We start from the raw sequence: 19,972 nt of genomic DNA on the forward strand, positions 1-19,972 counted from the left end.
CGGAGAAGGCGTAGTTGCCGATGGATGAGAGGCCCTCGGGCAGGGAGAGCGACGAGAGCGACGAGCAGCCCTCGAAGGCGTCGTTCCCGACGGAGGCCACGCCCGGGGCGAGCGAGGCGGACTCGAGCGAGGAGCAGTAGGCGAAGGCGTAGGCGCCCACGGAGGCCACGCCCCCGGGGACCGCGACGCCCCCTGAGAGCGAGGAGCAGCCGTAGAAGGCGTACACGCCGAGGGAGGCCAGGCCCGCGGGCAGGGAGACGGAGGCGAGCTTGGCGCAGCCTTCGAAGGCGTGGCCGCCTATGCCGGCGAGCGTGGAGGGCAGCGAGACCGAGGCGAGGCCCGAGCAGTTCGCGAAGGCGTAGTCGCCCACGGAGGCCACGCCCTCGGGCAGGGAGACGCCCGTGACGTCGGCGCGGCCCTGGAACGCCGAGGGCCCGACGGAAACAACGCCCGCGGGGACGGAGACGTCGCCGCCCGGGCCCGTGTAGGCGACGAGCACGCCGCCCTCGACCTGGAAGTCGCCCGCGGCCCCGGAGCTGGCGATGGAGGCCCCCGCCGGCAGCGAGGACTGGAGGGCGGCGGCGTAGGCGGCGTAGGAGCCGGCGGGCACGTAGGCCGTCTTCAGGTTGCGCAGCTCGTACACGGCGTCGGCGGCGCCGGCGGGCACGGCGGCCGAGGCGAAGGACAGCTCGGCGACGCCCGAGCAGCCGCCGAAGACGCCGTATCCCAGGGACTCCAGCGTGGAGGGCAGGGAGACCGACGAGAGCGAGGAGCAGCCGTGGAAGGCGTAGCTCCCGATCGAGGCCACACCCTCGGGCACGGCGAGGGCCCCGGAGAGCGACGAGCAGCCGGAGAAGGCGGAGTTGCCGATGGAGGAGAGGCCGTCGGGCAGGGAGAGCGAGGAGAGCTTGGCGCAGCCGGAGAAGGCGTAGTTGCCGATGGATGAGAGGCCCTCGGGCAGGGAGAGCGACGAGAGCGACGAGCAGCCCTCGAAGGTTCCTTCCTGTATGCTACCCACTCCTTCAGGAATAGCAAGTTCCCCAGATAGCGACGAGCAGTTCAAGAAAGCGTGCGGCCCTATGGAGCGCAAACCCTCCGGCAGGGTGAGCGAGGAGAGCTTGGTGCAGCCCTCAAAAGCACGTTGGCCGATAGAAGAGACTCCCGCCGGCAAAGAAATCGAAGGCAGAGAAGAGCAACCGGAGAAGGCCGAAGAGCCAACCGATAGCAGACCGTCGGGCAGCGAGATCGATTCGAGGGATGAGCAATTAGAAAAAGTACCGGTATCGATGGAAGTAACGCCGCAGGGAAGAACAACCGATGTGAGCAGAGCGCAGAAACCAAAGGCGCTCGAGCCGATAAACGTCACGCTTTCGGGAATCGAGAGCGATCCGGAAAGCGACTCGCATCCCAGAAAAGCATTGTTTCCCACAGTTTGCAAGTTTTTAGGCAAGGTAACAGACGACAGGGACGAGCAGCCATTGAAAGTTGCATCATCGATAGCGGTCAGGCCCTCGGGTAAAGAAACGGAGACCAGCGACGAGCAGCCGCGAAAAGCGTAGTTGCCTATAGATGTCACGCCGCTAGGAATAGCAAGCTCGCCCGCCAGCAAATCACAGCTATCAAAGGCAAACGCACCGATAGAAAGCAGGCTTGTCGGAAGCTCCAAGAATGCAAGGTTGGCGTAATCGCGAAAGGCGTAAGAGCCGACCGACGTCACCCCTTCCGAAATCACCACCGAAACGATCTCGCTCCTATGCGAATACCAAGGGGCATTGGTCTCATAGGAAAAATCCGTCATGTCGCCCGTGCCCTCTATTGAAAGAAAGCCGTTGCTGCTCAACGACCACGTAACGTTTTCACCGCATTCCCCGTACGCGAGAACATAGCTCGCAACCGGACTAGCATCTTCAACCACCGGCAACGAAATCGACGAGGCACCGATTCGAGGCAGAGCCGCCCCATCCGCCGCCTTGGAGCCACTATCGCTCGATACAGCTCGAGCCTCACTATCAGATTTCAAGTAATCCTCGTACGCCGAGCACAGCTCGTCCTTCGATGCGAACCTCTTGTACTCTACGCCGTCATCGCCTCCGCCTCGGTCGCTCGAAACGAGCTCCTCCATCGGCTTGAAGTCATATGATTCGAGCGTAAGGACCCTTTCAAGCTTCGCCGTCCCCTCCGCCAAGGTAAAACCCAAAGCGGGAATATCTCCGCAAAACGCAATAATTCGCAGGTTCTCGCAGTGGTAGAAAGCCGAGTTTCCAATCGAGGCAATGGTCTCGGGTAAATAGATCGCCTCAATTTCCAAGTTATAGGCAAAAGCCTCCTCGGCAATCGCCGTAACTGATTTCCCGTCAATCTCCGAAGGAACGACCACGCTCATAACCTGAGAGCCCTCAGGACGAGTTCCGGTATACGCGCAGATCGACGCCGTTCCGTCATCTTGGGTCGTATACTCGAAATCCCCGCTTGCGATAGCGCCGCCAACGGCTTCCCCATTGGGGCCAACATCAAGATCGCCCAACGAAATCGATTCGAAATCAAGCGGCTCACCAGAATAAGCGTGAGCATCGACCACCGGCACCATAAGGACGACCAACGCCCCGGACAAGAAAACGGACAGGGCTTTACCGCCCAATCCTCGACGCTTCCCCATTCTTGCCACCCTTCATCCCCGTGAAAGACACAAGTTGCGATTGACTTACCTTGACTAACCGAAAGTATCAATGCACATTTTAAATATACTATGTAAATATTATGACAACCATTATGCAACCGCATATAAGAAATGAGCGGGTGATTTTCTAGGTTTTCGTCCCATTCTTGCTCGGATCAAGTAGCGGTAAGGCCGCATCGCATTGGCGGGCCCACCGCCCCTCCAGCACAAAAGCCGCTTGTCACCCGCTTGCGTCATCCGCCCCATCGCCCGTCCAAGCGAAAGCCGCCACTCGAAGCCAGCTCACGGCATAGAAAGCCCACGTCGCGCGCCGGCGTAAACGCCCCGCCTCCCCTTGCTCGGCGCCCGGAGGCCGCCTCCAGCGCTTCCGGGCGCGCCTTTGGTCGGTTTTTTGCGCCGCAAACGGACAAAAAACGTTTCTATGCGGTAAATTACCTGCTGTACCACGCTCTGTTGTACTAAAGTATACGGATACGCGACGGCCGCCCGAAGGCGCGGCCGGGCGTAGCGAGTCGAAGACTCGAAGGAGGGCCCCGTTGGGAAACGGGGTTTGAGGGAAGGAGACATCCTTTATGGAAAGCAAGAGTTCGTTCAGCAGGCGTCAGTTCATGGAGCTGCTCGGCGTGTCTGCGGCAGGCTTCGGCCTCGTCAGCATGGCAGGCTGCGGCGGCGGTGGCGACGACGCCAAGAAGGAAGGCGGAGACGCCCCGGCGGCCGGCGGCGCGTCCGACACCATCACGTACAGCCTGACGGCCGACCCGCGCGCGGTCGACCCGGCGTACTTCGACGACGGCGAGTCCGCCGTGGTGTCCTGCAACATGTACGAGGGCCTGTACCAGTACGGCAAGACCGACGCGAAGGTGTCGCCCTGCCTGGCCAAGGACCTGCCCGAGATCTCTGACGACGGCCTGATCTACACGATCAAGCTGAACGAGGGCATCAAGTTCCACGACGGCACCGACTTCAACGCCGAGGCCGTGAAGAAGTCCATCGAGCGCCAGCTCGAGCCCAACCGCAACTCCGACATGCCCTACGCGTCGTTCGTGTTCGGCGAGGAAGAGGCGGGCAACGGCGTCGAGAAGGTCGAGGCCGTTGACGACTACACCGTGAAGATCACGATGCGCGCGGCTTCCGCCCCGTTCGTGAAGAACCTGGCCATGGCCCTGGCCTCCCCCATCGTGGCGCCGAGCGCCATCGAGAAGGCCACCGACGGCCAGGCCATCACCGAGCCCGTGGGCACCGGCCCCTACAAGTTCGTCAACTGGACGAAGGGCGCCTCCCTCACGCTCGTGGCGAACGAGGACTACTGGGGCGACGCTCCCAAGACGAAGAACCTCATCTTCAAGATCATCACCGAGGGCAACACCCGCATCACGTCGCTCATCAACGGCGAGTGCGACATCATCTCGAGCGTCGATCCCTCCGCGGTCGATCAGATCGTCGACGGCGGCTTCGAGCTGTTCTCCGAGGACGGCATGACCATCAACTACATGGCGTTCAACACCGAGACCGGCAAGTGCACCGACCAGGAGGTCCGCAAGGCCGTCGCCCAGGCCATCAACGTCGAGGAGATGGTGAAGTCCATCTACGGCGACTACGCCACCGTGGCGAACTCGGTCATGCCCCTGTGGATGGCCCCCTACGACAAGGACGTCAAGCAGACGGCCTACGATCCCGACGCCGCCAAGAAGACGCTGGCCGACAAGGGCATCACGTCGCTGCAGTGCATCACCTACACCACCGCCCGCCCCTACAACCAGAAGGGCGGCAGCGACCTGGCCCGCATGATCCAGGGCTACCTGGCCGAGGTCGGCGTGGACGTGAGCATCACCGAGTACGACTGGACCACCTACAAGACCAAGGTGCAGACCGACCCGTACGACATCTGCTTCTACGGCTGGACGGGCGACAACGGCGACCCGGACAACTTCATGAACCTGCTCGCCGACACGAACTGGTCCATGAACGTGGCGCACTGGCAGGACGACGAGTACAAGGCGCTCATCGCCGAGGGCCTGGCCACGCCGGATGGCGACGAGCGTGACGCCATCTACCTGAAGTGCGAGGAAATGGTTGCCGAGAAGCAGCCGTGGGTGCTCATCTCCCACTCCAAGAACCTGCTGGGCTACAGCCCGAAGGTCAAGGACTTCTACTACCATCCCACGGGAGTCGCGTTCTTCAAGGGCGTCTCGAAGGAAGCGTAAAGGCTTTTCCCGGCGTCCGAGAGGGCGCCGGGTTTTTTATTTCCCCTGTGCGGCCCGTGCGTCGTATTCTCGTCGCGCATGGGCCGCACTTGCGCTACACTGTCATCCGGTCGTATCGATCCGATGATCTGCACGTCAAAGACGAGTTGGCGTGCTCGAAGCCGGGGGCCACGGGTCTCCGGCTTCGTTCCTGTGTCCGTTCGGATAGCGGCACAGGGCAGGCAAGAAAGGTGCTCTATGCTCAAATACATCCTCAAACGAATCCTTATGGTGATTCCCGTTTTGCTGGGTGTTACGATCATCATCTTCCTCATCACGCGCGTGTTGGCCCCGGACCCGGCTCCGGTGGTTCTGGGCGAGCACGCAACCCCCGAGGCGATGGCGACGTGGCGCGCGGACAACGGGTTGGACAGCCCCATCTGGATGCAGTACATCAACTTCATCGTGGGCGCCGTGCAGGGCGACCTCGGCATGTCCTACTACACCCACCAGCCGGTCACGGCCGAGATCGCCGCGCGCTTCCCCGCCACGGCCGAGCTCGCCATCTGCGCCATCATCGTGGCGTCCCTTCTGGGCGTGACGCTGGGCGTGCTGGCGGCGGTGAAGAAGAACAAGCTCGCCGACAACGTGAGCATGCTCATAGCCTTGGTGGGCGTGTCGATGCCCATCTTCTGGTCGGGCATCCTGCTCATCTTGCTGTTCGCCGGCATCCTGCACGTGCTGCCGTCGAGCGGGCGCGTGACGCCCCTGCTCCAGCCAACCGGAGGAACCGGGTTCTTCATACTGGACACCATCATGCGCGCCGATTGGACGGCCTTGGGCGACGTGCTCATCCATCTGATCCTGCCCACGCTGGCGCTGTCGCTGTACTCCATGGCCATCATCACGCGCATGACGCGCTCGAGCATGCTCGAGACGCTCAACGCCGACTACATCCGCACGGCGCGCGCCAAGGGCCTGAAGAAGGGCACCGTGAACATCAAGCACGCGCTGCGCAACGCCATGCTGCCCGTATCGACGGTCATCGGCCTGCAGTTTGGCAGCCTGCTCGGCGGCGCGCTGCTCACCGAGACGGTGTTCGCCTGGCCGGGCATCGGCAAGTTCGCCGTCGACTGCGTGCTGAAGAGCGACTTCCCCGTAGTTCAGGGCATCGTGCTTTTGGTGGCCGTCATCTTCGTCATCATGAACCTGGTCGTCGATATCGTGTACGCCTACCTTGACCCCCGCATCAAGTACGGCGCGAAGGAAGAGGGGTGATATCGATGAGCAAGGACAAGAAGCTCGCCACCGAGCCCGCCGCAGGCGCGGCGCTGGCCGCGCAACCGGTCAAGGAGAAGCGCGAGAGCATCTGGAAAGACGTGTTCGCCGGCATCGTATCGAACAAGGCTTCGCTCATCAGCGGCATTTTCATCCTGCTGCTCGTCATCATAGCCTTGGTGACGAAGTTCGTGCCGGGCGTGCTGCCCTACGACCCCTACGCGCAGAACCTGAGCGAGTCTTTGATGGGCCCGAGCGCCGCGCACTGGTTCGGCACCGACATCCAGGGCCGCGACATCTTCAGCCGCGTGCTCGTGGGCACGCAGATCACGCTCACCGTGGGCCTGGCCGCCGTGGCCATCTCGCTCACCATCGGCGTGCTGCTAGGCTCCATCGCCGGCTACCGCGGAGGCAAGACGGACACGGTCATCATGCGCGTCATGGACATGATGCTGGCCATCCCCTCCATCCTGTTGGCCATCGCCATCATGGCGGCCCTCGGGCCCGGCATCGAGAAGGCGGTCGTGGCCATCGGCCTGGTGTCCATTCCCGAGTACGCGCGTATCGTGCGCTCGGAGATACTGGCCATCAAAGAGAACGACTACGTGGCCGCGGCGCGCGTGGTGGGCGATTCCAACGCCGCCATCATCTTCCGCCATGTGCTGCCGAACGTGCTGCCCTCCATCATCGTGCGCGCCACGCTGGGCATCTCCACCGCCATCCTGGACGCGGCGGCCCTGGGCTTCCTGGGCCTGGGCGTGCAGCCTCCGGCGGCCGAGTGGGGCGACATGCTGGGCCGCGGACGCAACGAGCTGTTCCGCGCTCCTTGGCTCATGATCTTCCCCGGCATGGCCATCACGCTGACCGTGCTGGCGTTCAACCTGCTGGGCGACGGCATCCGCGACGGCCTCGACCCCAAAGCAAGGAAGAGGTGATCGCATGCTGTTATCGGTGAAGAACCTCTCCACGGAGTTCCCCGTCAAGAAGGGCATCGTCAAGGCGGTCGAAGACGTGAGCTTCGACGTGGACGCGGGCGAGATCCTGGCCATCGTGGGCGAGTCGGGCTCCGGCAAGTCCGTGACGAGCCTGTCGGTCATGGGCCTGCTGGCCGAGCCGGGGCACGTGGCCGGCGGTTCGATGGAGTTCGAGGGCAAGGACCTCGTGCACCTGTCCGAACGCGAGTACCGCGAGCTGCGCGGCAACGACATGGCCATGATCTTCCAAGAGCCCATGACGTCGCTCAACCCCGTGTACCGCGTGGGCAAGCAGATCGTTGAGGCCATCCGCACGCACGAGAACGTGTCGAAGAAGGAAGCGCGCGAGCGCGCCATCGACATGCTGCGCAAAGTGGGCATACCCAGCCCCGAGAAGCGCATCGACGACTACCCGCACCAGATGTCGGGCGGCATGCGCCAGCGCGTGATGATAGCCATGGCGCTGTCGTGCAACCCGAAGCTGCTGATCGCCGACGAGCCCACCACGGCCCTCGACGTGACCATCCAGGCGCAGATCCTGGACCTGCTGCGCCGTTTGCGCGACGACACCGGCATGGCCGTGCTGCTGATCACGCACGATTTGGGCGTGGTGTCCGAGACGGCCGACCGCGTGGTGGTCATGTACTGCGGCCAGGTGGTGGAAGAAGCCGAGGTGCGCACGCTGTTCGACCACCCCATGCACCCCTACACGCTGGGCCTGCTGAAGTCCATCCCCCGTTTGGAGGACGACGACTCGAAGCGCCTGTACATGATCAAGGGCATGGTGCCGAACCCCTTGGAGATGCCCCCGGGCTGCCACTTCTCCGACCGGTGCGACTCGTGCATGGACATCTGCCGCGAGAAAATCCCCGACCTGGTGGACCTGGACGGGCACAAGGTGCGCTGCTTCCTGTACGAGAACGCCGAGGGCGAGGCCAAGAGCGTCTCAGCCATCGCCGAGGCGGAAGCGGAGGCCATCGCCGACGCCGAGGCCGCACGCGACGTGGAGGCCTCGGAGGCCCTGCTTGCGGCCGAGGAGCTGCGCGAGGCCGAGATCGAGGACATTGAGGAGGCGAGCCGATGAGCGAGCACAACGAGCAAGCCGCCGGCGCCCAGGCGCAGGCGGGCGCGGACGGCGCGTCCGCGCCGAGTCAGGATATCCTGCTCGACGTCCAGCACCTCACGAAGCGCTTCGCCGCCGAGACGAACTTCTTTGGCAAGGCCACCTCGCACGTGCAGGCCGTGGACGACGTGAGTTTCCAGATCCGCCGCGGCGAGGCGTTCGGCCTCGTGGGCGAGTCGGGCTGCGGCAAGACCACCGTGGGCAAGATGCTGGTGAACCTGCTGCGCCCCACGTCCGGCAAGATCATCTTCGACGGCCACGACCTCACGGCCATGAAGCCCGCCGAGCGCAAGGCCTACTGCAAGGACATCCAGCTGATCTTCCAGGACCCCTACGCGTCGCTCAACCCGCGCATGCGCATCGGCGACATCATCGCCGAGCCCATCCTTACGAACAACATCCTGCCGAAGGACAAGGTCGAGGACCGCGTGAACGAGCTTCTGGAGTGCGTGGGCCTGGCGAACTACATGCGCAACCGCTACCCCCACGAGTTCTCGGGCGGCCAGCGCCAGCGCGTGGGCATCGCGCGAGCCCTGGCCGTGAACCCGAAGCTCATCGTGTGCGACGAGCCCGTGTCGGCGCTGGACGTGTCCATCCAGGCGCAGGTGCTGAACCTGCTGGACGAGCTCAAGGAGCAGTTCGGCCTCACGTACCTGTTCATCGCCCACGGCCTGAACGTGGTGAAGCATGTGTCCGACCGCGTGGGCGTCATGTACCTGGGCAAGATGATGGAGATAGCCCCGAAGAAGGCGCTGTACGCCGACCCGCTGTCGCCGTACACCCAGGCGCTGCTGTCGGCCATCCCGTCGGTCGACCCCGCCACCAAGAAGGACCGCATCATCCTGGAAGGCGACGTGCCCTCCCCCATCGACCCGCCGCCGGGCTGCCGCTTCGCCGGGCGCTGCTTCGCGAAGGTCGAGGGCTGCGACGATGTCATGCCGCCGCTCGTCGAGGTGAAGCCGAACCATCAGTGCGCTTGCCATCGGTACGACGAAGGCGGGCCGGGGACGGCGGTCGTGGCGTAACGCGACCTGCGTTGTTCAACCTGCGACGGGAGGCATCCAGGACATGCCCAGTCGCTCAAACAGTCCTGACTCGCACGGAGGCCCCACTGGGGCCTCCGGCTCGTGCGGAACTCGCTTGGTGGGCACGCCCTGGATGCCTCCCTGCTGCAAGAGAACGGGGCGGGGTGGACGAGCGGGTCAGGGAGAAGAGGGAATCAACCTGCGGGGTAAACCGGGATGGCGGGGCACGCGTATAAGAAAGCCATGTGCAGCCAGTCCCTTCCGTACGGGGCTCTTTTGTTCGGAAGCAGGCGCGGCATAACGTCTAATCGCCCCTCCCTTTCCTATTTCTATGCTTCTTTTCCCTCGTGTAGGGTATTCTTCCTCTGTGCCTCCGAACCACTATGACAATACGGGATACGTACAAGACCGCTATCGAAATGAGGAACGGCCGCCAGAAGCTCGGGTTGTTTTCGATTCCGCATAGAGCGAGAAGCTCGTTGGCCGGCACGGCGAGGAGCACCGCCCCGCAAACAACCAATGTCGTTTCGAGTATCTCCTTGCGCATCGGATCTTTCATGAAACCGCCGCCGCCAGAAAAGCCAAGCCCACCGTTGCCGAAACGACCAGCAGGGCCTTCGCAAAATCTCCGAACGGCGATCCTCCGGAAAACTTGACGTCCTTGCCGTCTTTGCAATCTTTCCACGTCAAACCGAGATATACGCCCGATCCGATAAAGAGGATAACCCAGATATGCGGTTTCTGCAGGTAGGCCAAACTGCCTTCGAGAAGGCACAAAACCAGTACGGCGAGAAGCACCGTAACCCAGTATCGGGTCATAGCTATGGCGAAATCCTTTAGCGTCAAACCGATACCCGTCTTCAAAAAAGCACCTTTCCCCCGCCTTCACGGCCGGAATTCGAAGGATAGCCCAAGCGCTATTCGTCTTCTTTCTCAACGTGCTTCCAGATGGTTCCCACGGTTGCCCCGACCCCTGTAGGAATGAACACGAGCCGCCATAAAGCCGGATCCGCCAAGTGCAGCTCATCGAAGCTTCCAGGCACGACCAGCATAACCAAGGTGGTGAGGCTCGCCGTAGCCCAGACGATCAGCAGATTCCGCAACAGATCCCTTATCGTCGCCTTTACCCGATCTTTACCCATACGCCTCCGTGCTTTAAGAGGTTCCACTGACCCTCCTTCCTCGTTTTAAGCTCGAAACCCGTCCAAAGATCGGCGAAGCGCACGATTCTCTGCAATGGGTCGGGCCATTGCAGCTTTTCAAAATGAGCAATCGGTTTTCACCGGCTACTTCGGAAACTATCGCTGACCCTCTATTTCTACATCCATCCCCCTCATCATTGCATTTGGAAAATAACTGGCCGCCGCCCGTAGAAAGCTACCCTCATCTTCAACCGAAAACACGACCGCTTGATCGCGTGTAGTAATAATTACATGATCGAACGACGCAGCATCTTTGAACAGACTGGCTTCACCATAGACGAAGATCGAGGCGAGAACCGCGAGCAAACGTTCCGAAGCATGGGATAGTTTACTGATGCTGCTCTTCTCGGTCGCTACCATTGTTATCTGCCCAGCATCAATCCTATGAGTCTTCAAGCCATACGCCACCAAGACATCGTTGTCGGAGTCGAACTCGACATAATTACGCACCGTTCTGCAAAACTGCTGAGCAAGTACCGCACATGAAACGACGACGGCGATTAGGACGATGGCAAAATAAAGAGGAGGCATGGAGTCGCTCTCTAGCAACAGAAGCAGAACGCACATAGACACGCTACAAAAAACGAAGCGGTTATAACGTGGAACCATGTATCGATCTTCCCTTCGAATCTAAGTCCATCATCTGCGCAAGATTCAATCACTATTCCACCCCAAGGCATCAGCCACCGATAGCTCCGCGCTTCGCTATGATGTCTTTTCACCATGAAACAGCTTCAGCGCACAACGCGCTTCATCGGTTCATGGTGCCTGATCGTTTCTATTACTTTCCGAGCCCGTTTCACTCTTCGACCCTCTACATCTCCGAATCACTATGACGATCCGCGACACATATAAAATTGTCAACATAACGTTAAAGGTTCATGCGGAGGCGCTCTCCTCGCAAAAAGCTTTGACCGAAACGAAGCGTAGATAAACGGGTTAGCCGTCCGTTATCCGACAAGGCTCAGACTCGCACGGCTCCTCTCGTTCGTTGCGGGGTCGTCCGTCACAAGAGAGACCTCGATACAGGAACCCGCACCGTTCGTCGCAAAACTTTCGTCGAATTCAAAGCACGCTACGATGGTTCCCGGCCCACCCCCCGAAGGCCCCTCGGCAGAGCTGCCCGCGAAAAAAGAACTCGCGATGGAAATGAACCCGTCGACGCCGTCGTGGGGAGGCACGGCATAGACATACGGTCGATCAGACCAAGGGTTAGCGTCGTCGCTGCGGTAATCGCAATCGACGGAAACTACGCGGACGCCCAAAGGGATCGCAATGTATATGCCGCTCTCGTCGTCGGGGGCGATGTCGAACGTGGCCGATAAAGCTGCTTGTCGCTTGCTTCCGCCATCGCCGTACACGAACAAAGCTCCCCGCATGCTCGTTTCAGGAGCGCTCTGCTGCGGCTCGACGAGAAACGGAACGGTTCGTTCCAAATTTCTGTTAGTCAACGCAGTTTCATTCCCTGAGCAGCCGCTCGCTATCGCGATCAAACCGACAACGAACAAAGCGGCTAACGCCTTCGCAACTCTCATCAATCACCTCCTAACCGATCGTGCGGAAAACATAACGCTACGGCCGCAATGCAATTTTTTCCGTCGTGAACCGACGGCTCTATCATTCGGCATCAAACACATCGTTAACCATGCTTTCAAGGGAGAGCAGAGACATCGCGTCTGTTTCCGAAGTGTCTTCAATCGATGACTTCAAATTGAGCAGCTCGGATTTTGCCGTCTCCTCTTTTTCGATTAAATATGCGGCTTTTTCAGCATCTTGCGATATCTGGTAAAACTCAATAGTTCGATCGCACCATGCAATACGATTATCGACGACTTCCAATAACGCGACCTTATTGCATCCGTCTCCTTGATCAAGAGACCGAGTCCTATTCAATGAACGACTCAAAGCTCCGTTGTACATCAAGACACCATGCAAAGCCGTGCTTTTAGACGCCGACGAACCTGGAGCGGTAATGGATATCCTAATATTCGGAGTTATTACTCGGTCTGTCGTATTAGCTCCATAGGGAGTAAAAGCGCCTCCGTTCACCTCAAGCGTTGTTGAACTTCCAGGAGCAACATGAGCATAGAATGAGTAAAATCCATATCCAGCTTCTATAGGTTCAACCCAATTCCATAATTCTGAAAACCCTTCGGAAGTGCAACCGACTCCCTGCAGCGTTTGAACTAAGTTCAGTAATGAGTACGAAATGCCAAACCCAGAGGGTAGCGTGCTTAAAATAAGATTGAAAACTTCCTCCATTGCATACGACGCAACACCGGACGGCGCACCCATCGCAGGAACATACCTACATTCGTTCATTTCGCTATCATAGACAAGCGCCACTTCTGATGGATTTCGCAACTTTGTTACATAGAGACCAAGACCGGTAATAGCATCGTTGCCCATAACGGGATCCGCACGCTTTGACACACCGGCGATCCCGGCCCCAAACAAATAGAGCCATTTTCCACCAACGTATGCCGCATCTGCAACTACAACGCGTTGTGTTGCGCAAACCGATAACCCCGAGCTTGTTACCACGCTATGCGCAGGATCGGAACTGGGGCTCCACGGGGGAACTCCCCCGCCCCCGCCGCCGGACATCTTTGCCTCTATGCTGTTCAGTTTCTCCGCCGGCCAGTAGGAGATGGTCGGCTTCTCATAGGTTGCAAGCGCGCTATCCTTCATTGGAGTACCCTTTCTCATCATACAGGCCGACGAGACCGTCAAGTTCTCCTTCATCCTTGCTCAGCCCGTAGAACAACCGGTAGAAGGTGTCAGCTTCTAGGGCTATGTCGTAGGGGCACGACGACGGCCAGATGACGCTGGCTAGCCAGAGGACGCCTATCGACTGGACGTGCGCCAAGGAGCCGAACCAGCTGTAGATCAGGGCCGGGGACACGGCGACCTTGCCGGCCGCCACGGCCTCCACGCCTCCCCACGCCTCCCACGCCGGACCCTCCTGCGCGGCGAGGGACGCGAGGCAGTCGGTGTCGTCGAACACGACGAGGTCGACGTTCGCCGCGTCGACGGCGGCGAGGTTCACGGTTCTGTCCGGGAACACGTAGGGCGAGGTCACAGGGATCGCTCCGATATGGGCGATGGCATCCGCCTGCACGGTGTAGCTGCTCTTCACTTCCAGCCCTGTCTTTCGCGGGGCATAGAAGACGGAGCACGAGCCGCAGTTCGCGTCGCGAACGGACGCCGCGCGCGCCATCGCGCCCTCGATGTACGTCGCGAGCTCTTCGGCCCTCCCTTGGCGGCCTAGCAAATCGCCCAGCAGCCGGTAAGCTTGCGGCAGGTTGCCGAAGGAGGTGTCGAGGAAGACGCACGGGGTGTCGCCCTCGGCCTGCAGCGCGTCGAGTTCGTCGGCGAGACCGTTTTTGGGGAGGCCAGCGTCGAGCATGATGCTCGCTCCGGTCCATATGGCCGCTTGAGGCTCGACGTCCTCCACGCCGCTCGAGGCCCCTCCCCCGGTTTCCGGAAGCTCGGCTATCTCGTCCATGCCGGCCTCGCGATACTCCCTTTCGTCCGTTTCGTCAATTTCGGAGGCCACGGATGTAAGCGTTTCGGGACAGAGCGTGCAGACGAGGCACTGGGCTATCTCCCCGAGCGGCATCACCGCACCCACCGAAGGCGGCACGCTCACCTCCCTGCCGAGCGAGTCGACGAACGTCCTCGACGAGGCGTCCGCAAAAGCCTGCGTCGGGAGGCCCGTCGCGAGCACCGTCGCCAGCCCGACGGACACGACCTGCGCGAACTGCCTGCGCGAGAGGCCCTTGCCGCCCATACCCTCCGCACTCGCTCGAGGCGCGTCGCTCTGAGCGGCGCGCAGGGCCTTGACCATCTGATCGGCGCAAGATGTATCGTCGTGCCGGTGGCAGGTGTTGCCCTCGAGAAGGGCGGCGACATGGTCTACCTTTTGCCCAGCCGTCATCTTGCACAAGGCGTTGAGGTTGCCATCGCAGCCTCCGTAGATCTTCACGTACTTGACCACGTCGTCTTCGAGGTCGACGTCGATGGTCTCGCAGCAGACGCCCTTTGGTTCGAAGCGGTACATACGCCCTCCCATTCCTAGAGACTCCCCGTTGCGGCAGCTTGCAGGGTGCGATCCGCAACGCCGCCTCGAAAGACAACGGCGTCCTGCTTGCTCGCTAACCATTACCTCGCTGCTGCTATATCAACAATATTCTTGAATAAGTACAATGTCAAGCTGCTACGTTGATGAAATTTGGTATAATTTCATCAACGATGAGTTTTTGAATCGTGTTTATTGCTTGGTTTGCCTGAGCTGAGATCCGAAGGGGGGCACTATCATGCGACAAGCTTTGAGGCTACATTTCGACTACGACAGCTTTGAGCTTTCCTCGAAAAGCGCCGAGCTGCTCGCCGCTTTTCGTACGGTTTTCCCCGAGGACACCCTCACCCCCGACAACCCGGCAGCCGAGCAAAGTTACCACTCCATAGAAATCTCCGAAACAGGCGGCGTTTTCCAAATCGAAGGAGAATCGCCCTCCCTGATTGCCTCTTCTTTCGAGGAAATCGCATACGCGGTCATGAGGATCATGAGCGATTCATTCGTCTCGCACGTGTCGGAAGAACAAATGGTGATGCACGCCGCCACGGCGGTGTTCGGCAGCACCGCAGTACTCTTTTCCGGGTCGTCCGGCTCGGGAAAGACCAGCCTCGCCCTCGCATTCTCCGAATTCGACGGCTTTGTGGGAGACGAATGCGCTTACATCAACGTGCCTTCCGCAACCGTCAGGCACGAGGCGTTCCCCTTTCAGATCAAGGAATGTAACGTCGACATGACGTCTCGTTACGGTGCCGGCGCCAAGCTCGACGTCTACGAAGACGCCGTGGGAGAAGCGAGCTATCTGTCGCTGGACGTCTTGCACCGTCGCACGGAGAAGAGGATTCCGATATCGGCCGTCGTGTTTCCCACGTATGGGTCGGGAAACGAACCCTGCTCTATCGCCAGGATCAGCCCGACAGAGCTTCCCGAGCTGATCTTGGGCTCGTTGATAGGGCCGGCGGAGCCTTCGAGCGCGCTGGCGACTTTCCTGTCGATGTGCGGAAGCCACGGCATCCGTTTTTACAAAGCGGCTTATTCGGACGCATCGGAATGCGCCGAAACCTTGTACGAATTCCTGGAGAAAGAGAGGCAAAGACGATGACGGCTTTGAGGAAAGATGCGACGGTTTCATCCGTAGACGGGTGCTCCGTCATATCGATGGAAAGCGGCGATCTTGCCGTCCTGAACGAAACGGCGTCCCTGATGCTCGACGAGCTGCTTCGAGACACGCCCTGCAACGAAATCGCCATGAAGGTCTCTCGCCGATTCGACATCGATTCAGCCACGGCAGAAAACGACCTCGCATCCTTCATAGAAGACATGGACGCACGCTCGCTGCTGGAGCCTGCGCGAAGCGACTGTGAACGCTGAGCTCATCGCCCTCAAGGCAAGGCTGGAGAAGTCAGGATCGATAACCGTGGCGCTTACCGGCATGTGCATGGAGCCGCTCTTGCGCGAGGGGGACGAGGCATTCGTCCGCCCGCAAGACAAGATCGGCATCGGGAGCATCTGCGCTTTCCAAGACGCAGACGGATCGCTGAACGTCCACCGGGTGATCGCCGTCGACGGGACCACCGTAACGCTGAAAGGAGACAAATCGAACAAAAGGGAGGTGGTCGACCGTTCTCACGTTTTAGGCGTCGTCGGTTCCGTGAGGCTTTGCGGCGTACAAGGCTGGCGAGAGATGCCGGCTGGCCCTGCACGCCGCTACATCTCCGCCCAGTTTTCTAAGCGCATCTACCACGACACAGCGATTGTACGCTCCGCCCCCGCCGCGAAGGCGGCAAGGCTGTACCGTCGGTTTTTTCGACACGCTCTCATGGCCTTCAATCGACAAGCCCGCGCCCGGATGCTCAACAATCCCACGGGCTCATCGCAGCCGGACTTCCATTGATCTTCATACGGTCGCGCCATAATTCGTGGTAGATTCGACCGTAGTGGTTTTTGTATATTCCGCCGTTGATCGACATATCCGCCGCTAGGTCGTCTCCTATCCCTATGGCGGCCTTTTCGATCCCGACTCGAACCGTCAACCCGCCGCCATCCCCATGCGCCTCGGTCGCGACCCGACAACGTGCGCCGTCGCACCCTTTGTCGGCCCGTCCACTGCGAGAGAAGCGCGCCGATGTCTGCGCGAAGCATTCGAACGTCCCGTTTTCGCAAAACAGATTGATTCTGATCTCCGAGACCTCAGTTCTCAAATCTCCGGGATAGAGCCTTAGTTGAAAGACGAAGCACTCGAAATCCACCGCGATCGACCTGGGAACATCCCAAACCGCGCTCACCCAGCCATCGACGAACGAGACCTCGCAGTTTAGCGCCGGACCGGAAGGGACGTTCCACCGAAGCGATCCGATACCCCGGGAACCGAGTCGGTAGCTGCCTTCCGAGCCGGCCACCAGCATCGCCACCCTTCGAGCAGCACCCTCTTTGCGAGCCGGAACATCGATCAACCTTGTTTTGTACGATGCTCCCCAATTCGATCTCGACCTTTCGAACGGCATCGAATCCGCGCAACCGGGAAAAACGTCTTCGAGATTGGATAGGACGACACCCGCTTCCCGTTCTTTTCCCAAGCTTTTCAGCAGGGAGAACCCCTCGGAGACAGCGCGCTCGTCAAACGCCAGCAAGCATGCCAGCAAATCGCAATACAGCTTGAAGCCGAGAAAACCGCCGGTGCTGTTGGGCCGGTAGCCTTCCGAATCGTCGAAGGCGGCCATTGCCAGATAAGCCACTGTGGCCGCATCGGATAGCGTGTTCATTTCAACGCCGTCGAGGCAAATGCGCTTTGTGCTCCACAGAAAAGGTTCGACGGCTCGAGGATCGAGTCCGCCGATTCTGTCGTGCACATCGAGGACGAGCGGTTCGCCACCGTCCACGGCAACGTATTCGGAAAGGGTATCGACATCGAGACGGCGCCGGATGACGAAGGGAGCCCGAAGCCAATCCGAGGCCTTGGGCTCGGCGAGGGCGCCGCTATCGCGCAACGAGAAGTATTCGGCGGGTTGCTCGAAGCGGCATTCCCGAGCAACGTAATCGGCCTTCGCCACGTCGTCTGCGCTCACGAACACGTCGATGTCGGTGTAGTGGCGCGCCCATTTGCTCCCATACAGACTCTGCGCGAGCGGCGCGCCCTTGAGAGCCACGAAACGAAGCTTCTCCTTGTGCGCCCGCTCGGCGAAACCACAGAGCCCATCGACGATGCGCCTCTGCCCTGCTCTATGCCCAACGACCTTGCCCGCCGCAATGGAATTCGCCGCCTCGTACGGAGAATGCAGGCCTTGCGATGCAAGGGGAAGCAGCACGCTTGCCTTGTCGAGCCATAGAACGAGCGAGATCCAGTCGTTCAGGCCGTATCCCTCCAGCGGTTTGTCGGCATTATGCAAACACGGAGCAGCCCGTCTCAAAACCTCGGCAAACCGGGCAGGATGTCCGTTGGGCATTCGACTTGCTTCCCTTGTTTCCTCCATTGAATGGCCTATCAAGCCATGCCGGAAGAAGTCATGGCGCGCTTTTCGTAGCACGGCTTGCAGAGGGCCCGGCCGCCGCACTCGATCTCGCGATGGTCTTGCACGGGCTCTCCGCAATCAGCGCAGATCGTCTCGACTATCATCGGGCCGGGTAGATCATAGCTTTGGTATTCTTTGCTGATTTCCTCGACGCGAAAAAGCTCTCCGTCCTCCACTTCGGAAAAGAATTCCACGATGTCGTCGCCCTTCGCCGGAATAAGGTTGCTTGCGAATCGCAGCCGAACGCCTTTCCCGGTGCGCGCGTCGTAAAACCGTGCGGCGCATTTGCCGTAATCGAGCATCTTCACCCGCCGCCTGCCAATCGAAAGGCTCGAAGCAACGAGCACGCCGTCCGCCGGGCACCTGTCGGTTTCCATCTCGACCATGAAGCGCTCTTCCCCACTGTCGATTCCCAGAAGCTTTTCGGCAAAGACGGCCATCCTGGCCCCTATGTAGAGGCCGGAGCACAGGTGTCCATGAAATGATTCTGCCTTTTCGACAAGCGCTTCGAATTCCCGAGATCGAACCTCCATAAAGCCCTCCCTTAAACAGTATTGCCGCGAGCGATCGGAATTTGCGAAACAACGATTTCGTATTTGACGAGATCAGTTATATCCTTGATCAAGAATATAATACTTTTCTGATTCTTTTGCAATGCCAATTGCTTATATATAGGGGCACGACGCCGCACGGCTCACGCTTACCGCCGTTTCGGCTTCAGGCCGCGCATCGCAGCAGGCTAGTTCGTTCGGAAGCCGGCGGCGCGGAGGTGGGCGGCTAGGTAGTCGAGGAACTTGAGCGACTCGGCGCTGGCGCGGGTGCGGGACGGGGTGCCCACGACGATGCGGCGTTGGAAGTCGGGCTCGGCGAGGCGGACGAGGCGCACGCTCGATCGGTCGGGCGAACCCCAGCTGATCTCCGGCCAGAAGCCCACGCCCTGGCCGAGGCCGATCATGCGCTGCACGACCGAGGGGTTGTCGCTTTCGAACGCCACGGAGGGCTTGAACCCGTGGCGCGCGCACAGATCGTCGCAGATGCCGCGGAAGCGGCGCGACCCGGCCAGGCACACGAACTCGCAGCCTTCCAGATCGCGCAGCGACAGTTCCGACCCGGCGAGGGGGAAGTCCGCGGGAACGGCCGCGAGGATGTCCTCAACCAGGGACACGGCCGCCTTGCCGCCGCCCAGCGCCGCATCGGCCGAGGCCGTGGCCGGAACGGTGTCCACCAGCACGTCGGCCTCGAAGCCCCGATCGCCCTGCCCTATCTTGAACAGGGTTCCGGGATGCGCCGCACGATAGGCCGTGACGGCGTCGATGGCGATGCTCGAAGCGGACATCAGGCTGATGCGAACCGTGCGCTCCCCCTCCTCGTCAAGGGCGGCAAGCTCGGCCGCCACGCCGTCGAGAGCGCGCACGAGCGGAGCCACGCGGTCTCTGAGCAAGCGCCCGCCCGGGGTGAGGCGGATGTTCCGCCCCACGTGCTCGAACAACGGGGAACCCAGCTCGTCCTCCAAACGGTGCAGCGAGCGCGAGAGCGCCGGCTGCGCGACATGGAGGCGCTGCGCGCTTTTGGTGACGTGCTCGGTCTCGGCCACGTCGAGAAAGTACCTCAATTGCACCAGATCCATGCCGCACCGTCCCTTCCGCCGTTGGAGCCGTACCGTCGATCGTCGCCGAAAAGCGCGCCTTCGACCACCATCCTGCAGGGCAAGGGCTCTGCCCTTGCCGGCAACCTGCGAAAACACACTTTGCCGAGCGGCAAGGGCAGAGCCCTCGCCCTACGGAAAACGCTCCGGCAGCATGCTTTCCGCAGGGCACGTTCGACGCGGCCATCGCTACCGCCGTTTTCGCTATCCATATCATAATTGATATTGGTTTTGTCTGAAACATGTATTTGATTGCATTGTTTTTGAATCATATCATC

19 protein-coding genes and 1 pseudogene are annotated in these 19,972 nt (G+C 60.5%); 8 read left to right on the forward strand and 12 right to left on the reverse strand.

Annotation, left to right across the window (positions count from 1 at the left end):
* Together HCH03_RS16885 and HCH03_RS16890 are read right to left on the reverse strand one after the other, a co-directional pair.
* On the reverse strand, positions 1-1,018 hold a 1,018-nt coding region (locus tag HCH03_RS16885), incomplete at its 3' end, for a leucine-rich repeat domain-containing protein (RefSeq protein ID WP_368042458.1).
* Positions 1,019-1,042: 24 nt separating this feature from the next.
* Positions 1,043-2,656: pseudogene (locus tag HCH03_RS16890) on the reverse strand (leucine-rich repeat protein); the annotation flags it as partial.
* A 593-nt stretch (positions 2,657-3,249) separates the two neighbouring features.
* On the opposite strand from HCH03_RS16890, the gene HCH03_RS14330 reads away from it, so the two are divergent.
* The 5 genes from HCH03_RS14330 to HCH03_RS14350 all read left to right on the forward strand — a co-directional run bounded on the left by HCH03_RS14330 (position 3,250) and on the right by HCH03_RS14350 (position 9,260).
* A complete protein-coding gene (locus HCH03_RS14330; protein ID WP_221690041.1) occupies positions 3,250-4,881 on the forward strand; it encodes an ABC transporter substrate-binding protein in 1,632 nt (543 codons plus the stop codon).
* A gap of 237 nt (positions 4,882-5,118) precedes the next feature.
* Positions 5,119-6,138, forward strand: a complete 1,020-nt coding sequence (locus HCH03_RS14335) for an ABC transporter permease (protein WP_080142643.1) — start codon at positions 5,119-5,121, stop codon at positions 6,136-6,138.
* Positions 6,139-6,143: 5 nt separating this feature from the next.
* The gene (nikC, locus tag HCH03_RS14340; protein ID WP_185906249.1) at positions 6,144-7,073 is read left to right on the forward strand and encodes a nickel transporter permease; all 930 of its coding nucleotides are present in this window, start codon (positions 6,144-6,146) and stop codon (positions 7,071-7,073) included.
* Positions 7,074-7,077: 4 nt separating this feature from the next.
* The gene (locus HCH03_RS14345) at positions 7,078-8,196 is read left to right on the forward strand and encodes an ABC transporter ATP-binding protein (RefSeq protein ID WP_221690042.1); all 1,119 of its coding nucleotides are present in this window, start codon (positions 7,078-7,080) and stop codon (positions 8,194-8,196) included.
* A complete protein-coding gene (locus HCH03_RS14350; protein ID WP_221690043.1) occupies positions 8,193-9,260 on the forward strand; it encodes an ABC transporter ATP-binding protein in 1,068 nt (355 codons plus the stop codon). Before HCH03_RS14345 ends, HCH03_RS14350 begins: the two co-directional genes overlap by 4 nt.
* 304 nt (positions 9,261-9,564) lie before the next feature.
* Here the strand turns inward: HCH03_RS14350 and HCH03_RS14355 are convergent, their stop codons facing one another.
* From HCH03_RS14355 to HCH03_RS14385, 7 genes are all read right to left on the reverse strand, one after another.
* A complete protein-coding gene (locus HCH03_RS14355; RefSeq protein ID WP_221690044.1) occupies positions 9,565-9,819 on the reverse strand; it encodes a hypothetical protein in 255 nt (84 codons plus the stop codon).
* Positions 9,816-10,124 (reverse strand): hypothetical protein, encoded by a 309-nt coding sequence (locus HCH03_RS14360; RefSeq protein ID WP_221690045.1) that lies wholly within the window; start codon positions 10,122-10,124, stop codon positions 9,816-9,818. Before HCH03_RS14360 ends, HCH03_RS14355 begins: the two co-directional genes overlap by 4 nt.
* A gap of 53 nt (positions 10,125-10,177) precedes the next feature.
* A complete protein-coding gene (locus tag HCH03_RS14365) occupies positions 10,178-10,402 on the reverse strand; it encodes a hypothetical protein (RefSeq protein ID WP_221690046.1) in 225 nt (74 codons plus the stop codon).
* A 156-nt stretch (positions 10,403-10,558) separates the two neighbouring features.
* On the reverse strand, positions 10,559-11,071 hold the full coding sequence (locus HCH03_RS14370; RefSeq protein WP_221690047.1) for a hypothetical protein: 513 nt from the start codon (positions 11,069-11,071) through the stop codon (positions 10,559-10,561).
* Positions 11,072-11,412: 341 nt separating this feature from the next.
* Complete coding sequence (locus HCH03_RS14375) at positions 11,413-11,997, reverse strand: hypothetical protein (protein ID WP_221690048.1); 585 nt, start codon at positions 11,995-11,997, stop codon at positions 11,413-11,415.
* Between the two features lie 82 nt (positions 11,998-12,079).
* The gene (locus tag HCH03_RS14380) at positions 12,080-13,153 is read right to left on the reverse strand and encodes a hypothetical protein (RefSeq protein WP_221690049.1); all 1,074 of its coding nucleotides are present in this window, start codon (positions 13,151-13,153) and stop codon (positions 12,080-12,082) included.
* Complete coding sequence (locus tag HCH03_RS14385) at positions 13,143-14,525, reverse strand: TIGR03905 family TSCPD domain-containing protein (protein WP_221690050.1); 1,383 nt, start codon at positions 14,523-14,525, stop codon at positions 13,143-13,145. The genes HCH03_RS14380 and HCH03_RS14385 overlap by 11 nt, the downstream gene beginning before the upstream one ends.
* 256 nt (positions 14,526-14,781) lie before the next feature.
* Between HCH03_RS14385 and HCH03_RS14390 the strand changes: the two genes are divergently transcribed.
* The 3 genes from HCH03_RS14390 to HCH03_RS14400 are packed head-to-tail and all read left to right on the forward strand — an operon-like array spanning position 14,782 to position 16,434.
* Positions 14,782-15,642: a hypothetical protein gene (locus tag HCH03_RS14390; RefSeq protein WP_221690051.1), complete on the forward strand. Its 861-nt coding sequence runs from the start codon at positions 14,782-14,784 to the stop codon at positions 15,640-15,642.
* The gene (locus HCH03_RS14395; protein ID WP_221690052.1) at positions 15,639-15,911 is read left to right on the forward strand and encodes a PqqD family protein; all 273 of its coding nucleotides are present in this window, start codon (positions 15,639-15,641) and stop codon (positions 15,909-15,911) included. The genes HCH03_RS14390 and HCH03_RS14395 overlap by 4 nt, the downstream gene beginning before the upstream one ends.
* Complete coding sequence (locus HCH03_RS14400) at positions 15,901-16,434, forward strand: S24/S26 family peptidase (RefSeq protein WP_221690053.1); 534 nt, start codon at positions 15,901-15,903, stop codon at positions 16,432-16,434. Before HCH03_RS14395 ends, HCH03_RS14400 begins: the two co-directional genes overlap by 11 nt.
* On the opposite strand, the gene HCH03_RS14405 is transcribed toward HCH03_RS14400, so the two are convergent.
* The 3 genes from HCH03_RS14405 to HCH03_RS14415 all read right to left on the reverse strand — a co-directional run bounded on the left by HCH03_RS14405 (position 16,394) and on the right by HCH03_RS14415 (position 19,676).
* Positions 16,394-17,983 carry a nucleotidyltransferase family protein gene (locus tag HCH03_RS14405; RefSeq protein WP_221690054.1) on the reverse strand — a complete coding sequence of 530 codons (1,590 nt, stop codon included), beginning with the start codon at positions 17,981-17,983 and terminating at the stop codon, positions 16,394-16,396. The genes HCH03_RS14400 and HCH03_RS14405 overlap by 41 nt on opposite strands.
* A 38-nt stretch (positions 17,984-18,021) precedes the next feature.
* Positions 18,022-18,582, reverse strand: a complete 561-nt coding sequence (locus HCH03_RS14410) for an FmdE family protein (RefSeq protein ID WP_221690055.1) — start codon at positions 18,580-18,582, stop codon at positions 18,022-18,024.
* 206 nt (positions 18,583-18,788) lie between these two features.
* The gene (locus HCH03_RS14415) at positions 18,789-19,676 is read right to left on the reverse strand and encodes a LysR family transcriptional regulator (protein WP_221690056.1); all 888 of its coding nucleotides are present in this window, start codon (positions 19,674-19,676) and stop codon (positions 18,789-18,791) included.
* Positions 19,677-19,972: the final 296 nt, after the last annotated feature.

Source organism: Gordonibacter massiliensis (ex Traore et al. 2017) (assembly GCF_019731765.1).
GTDB classification, from domain to species: domain Bacteria; phylum Actinomycetota; class Coriobacteriia; order Coriobacteriales; family Eggerthellaceae; genus Gordonibacter; species Gordonibacter massiliensis.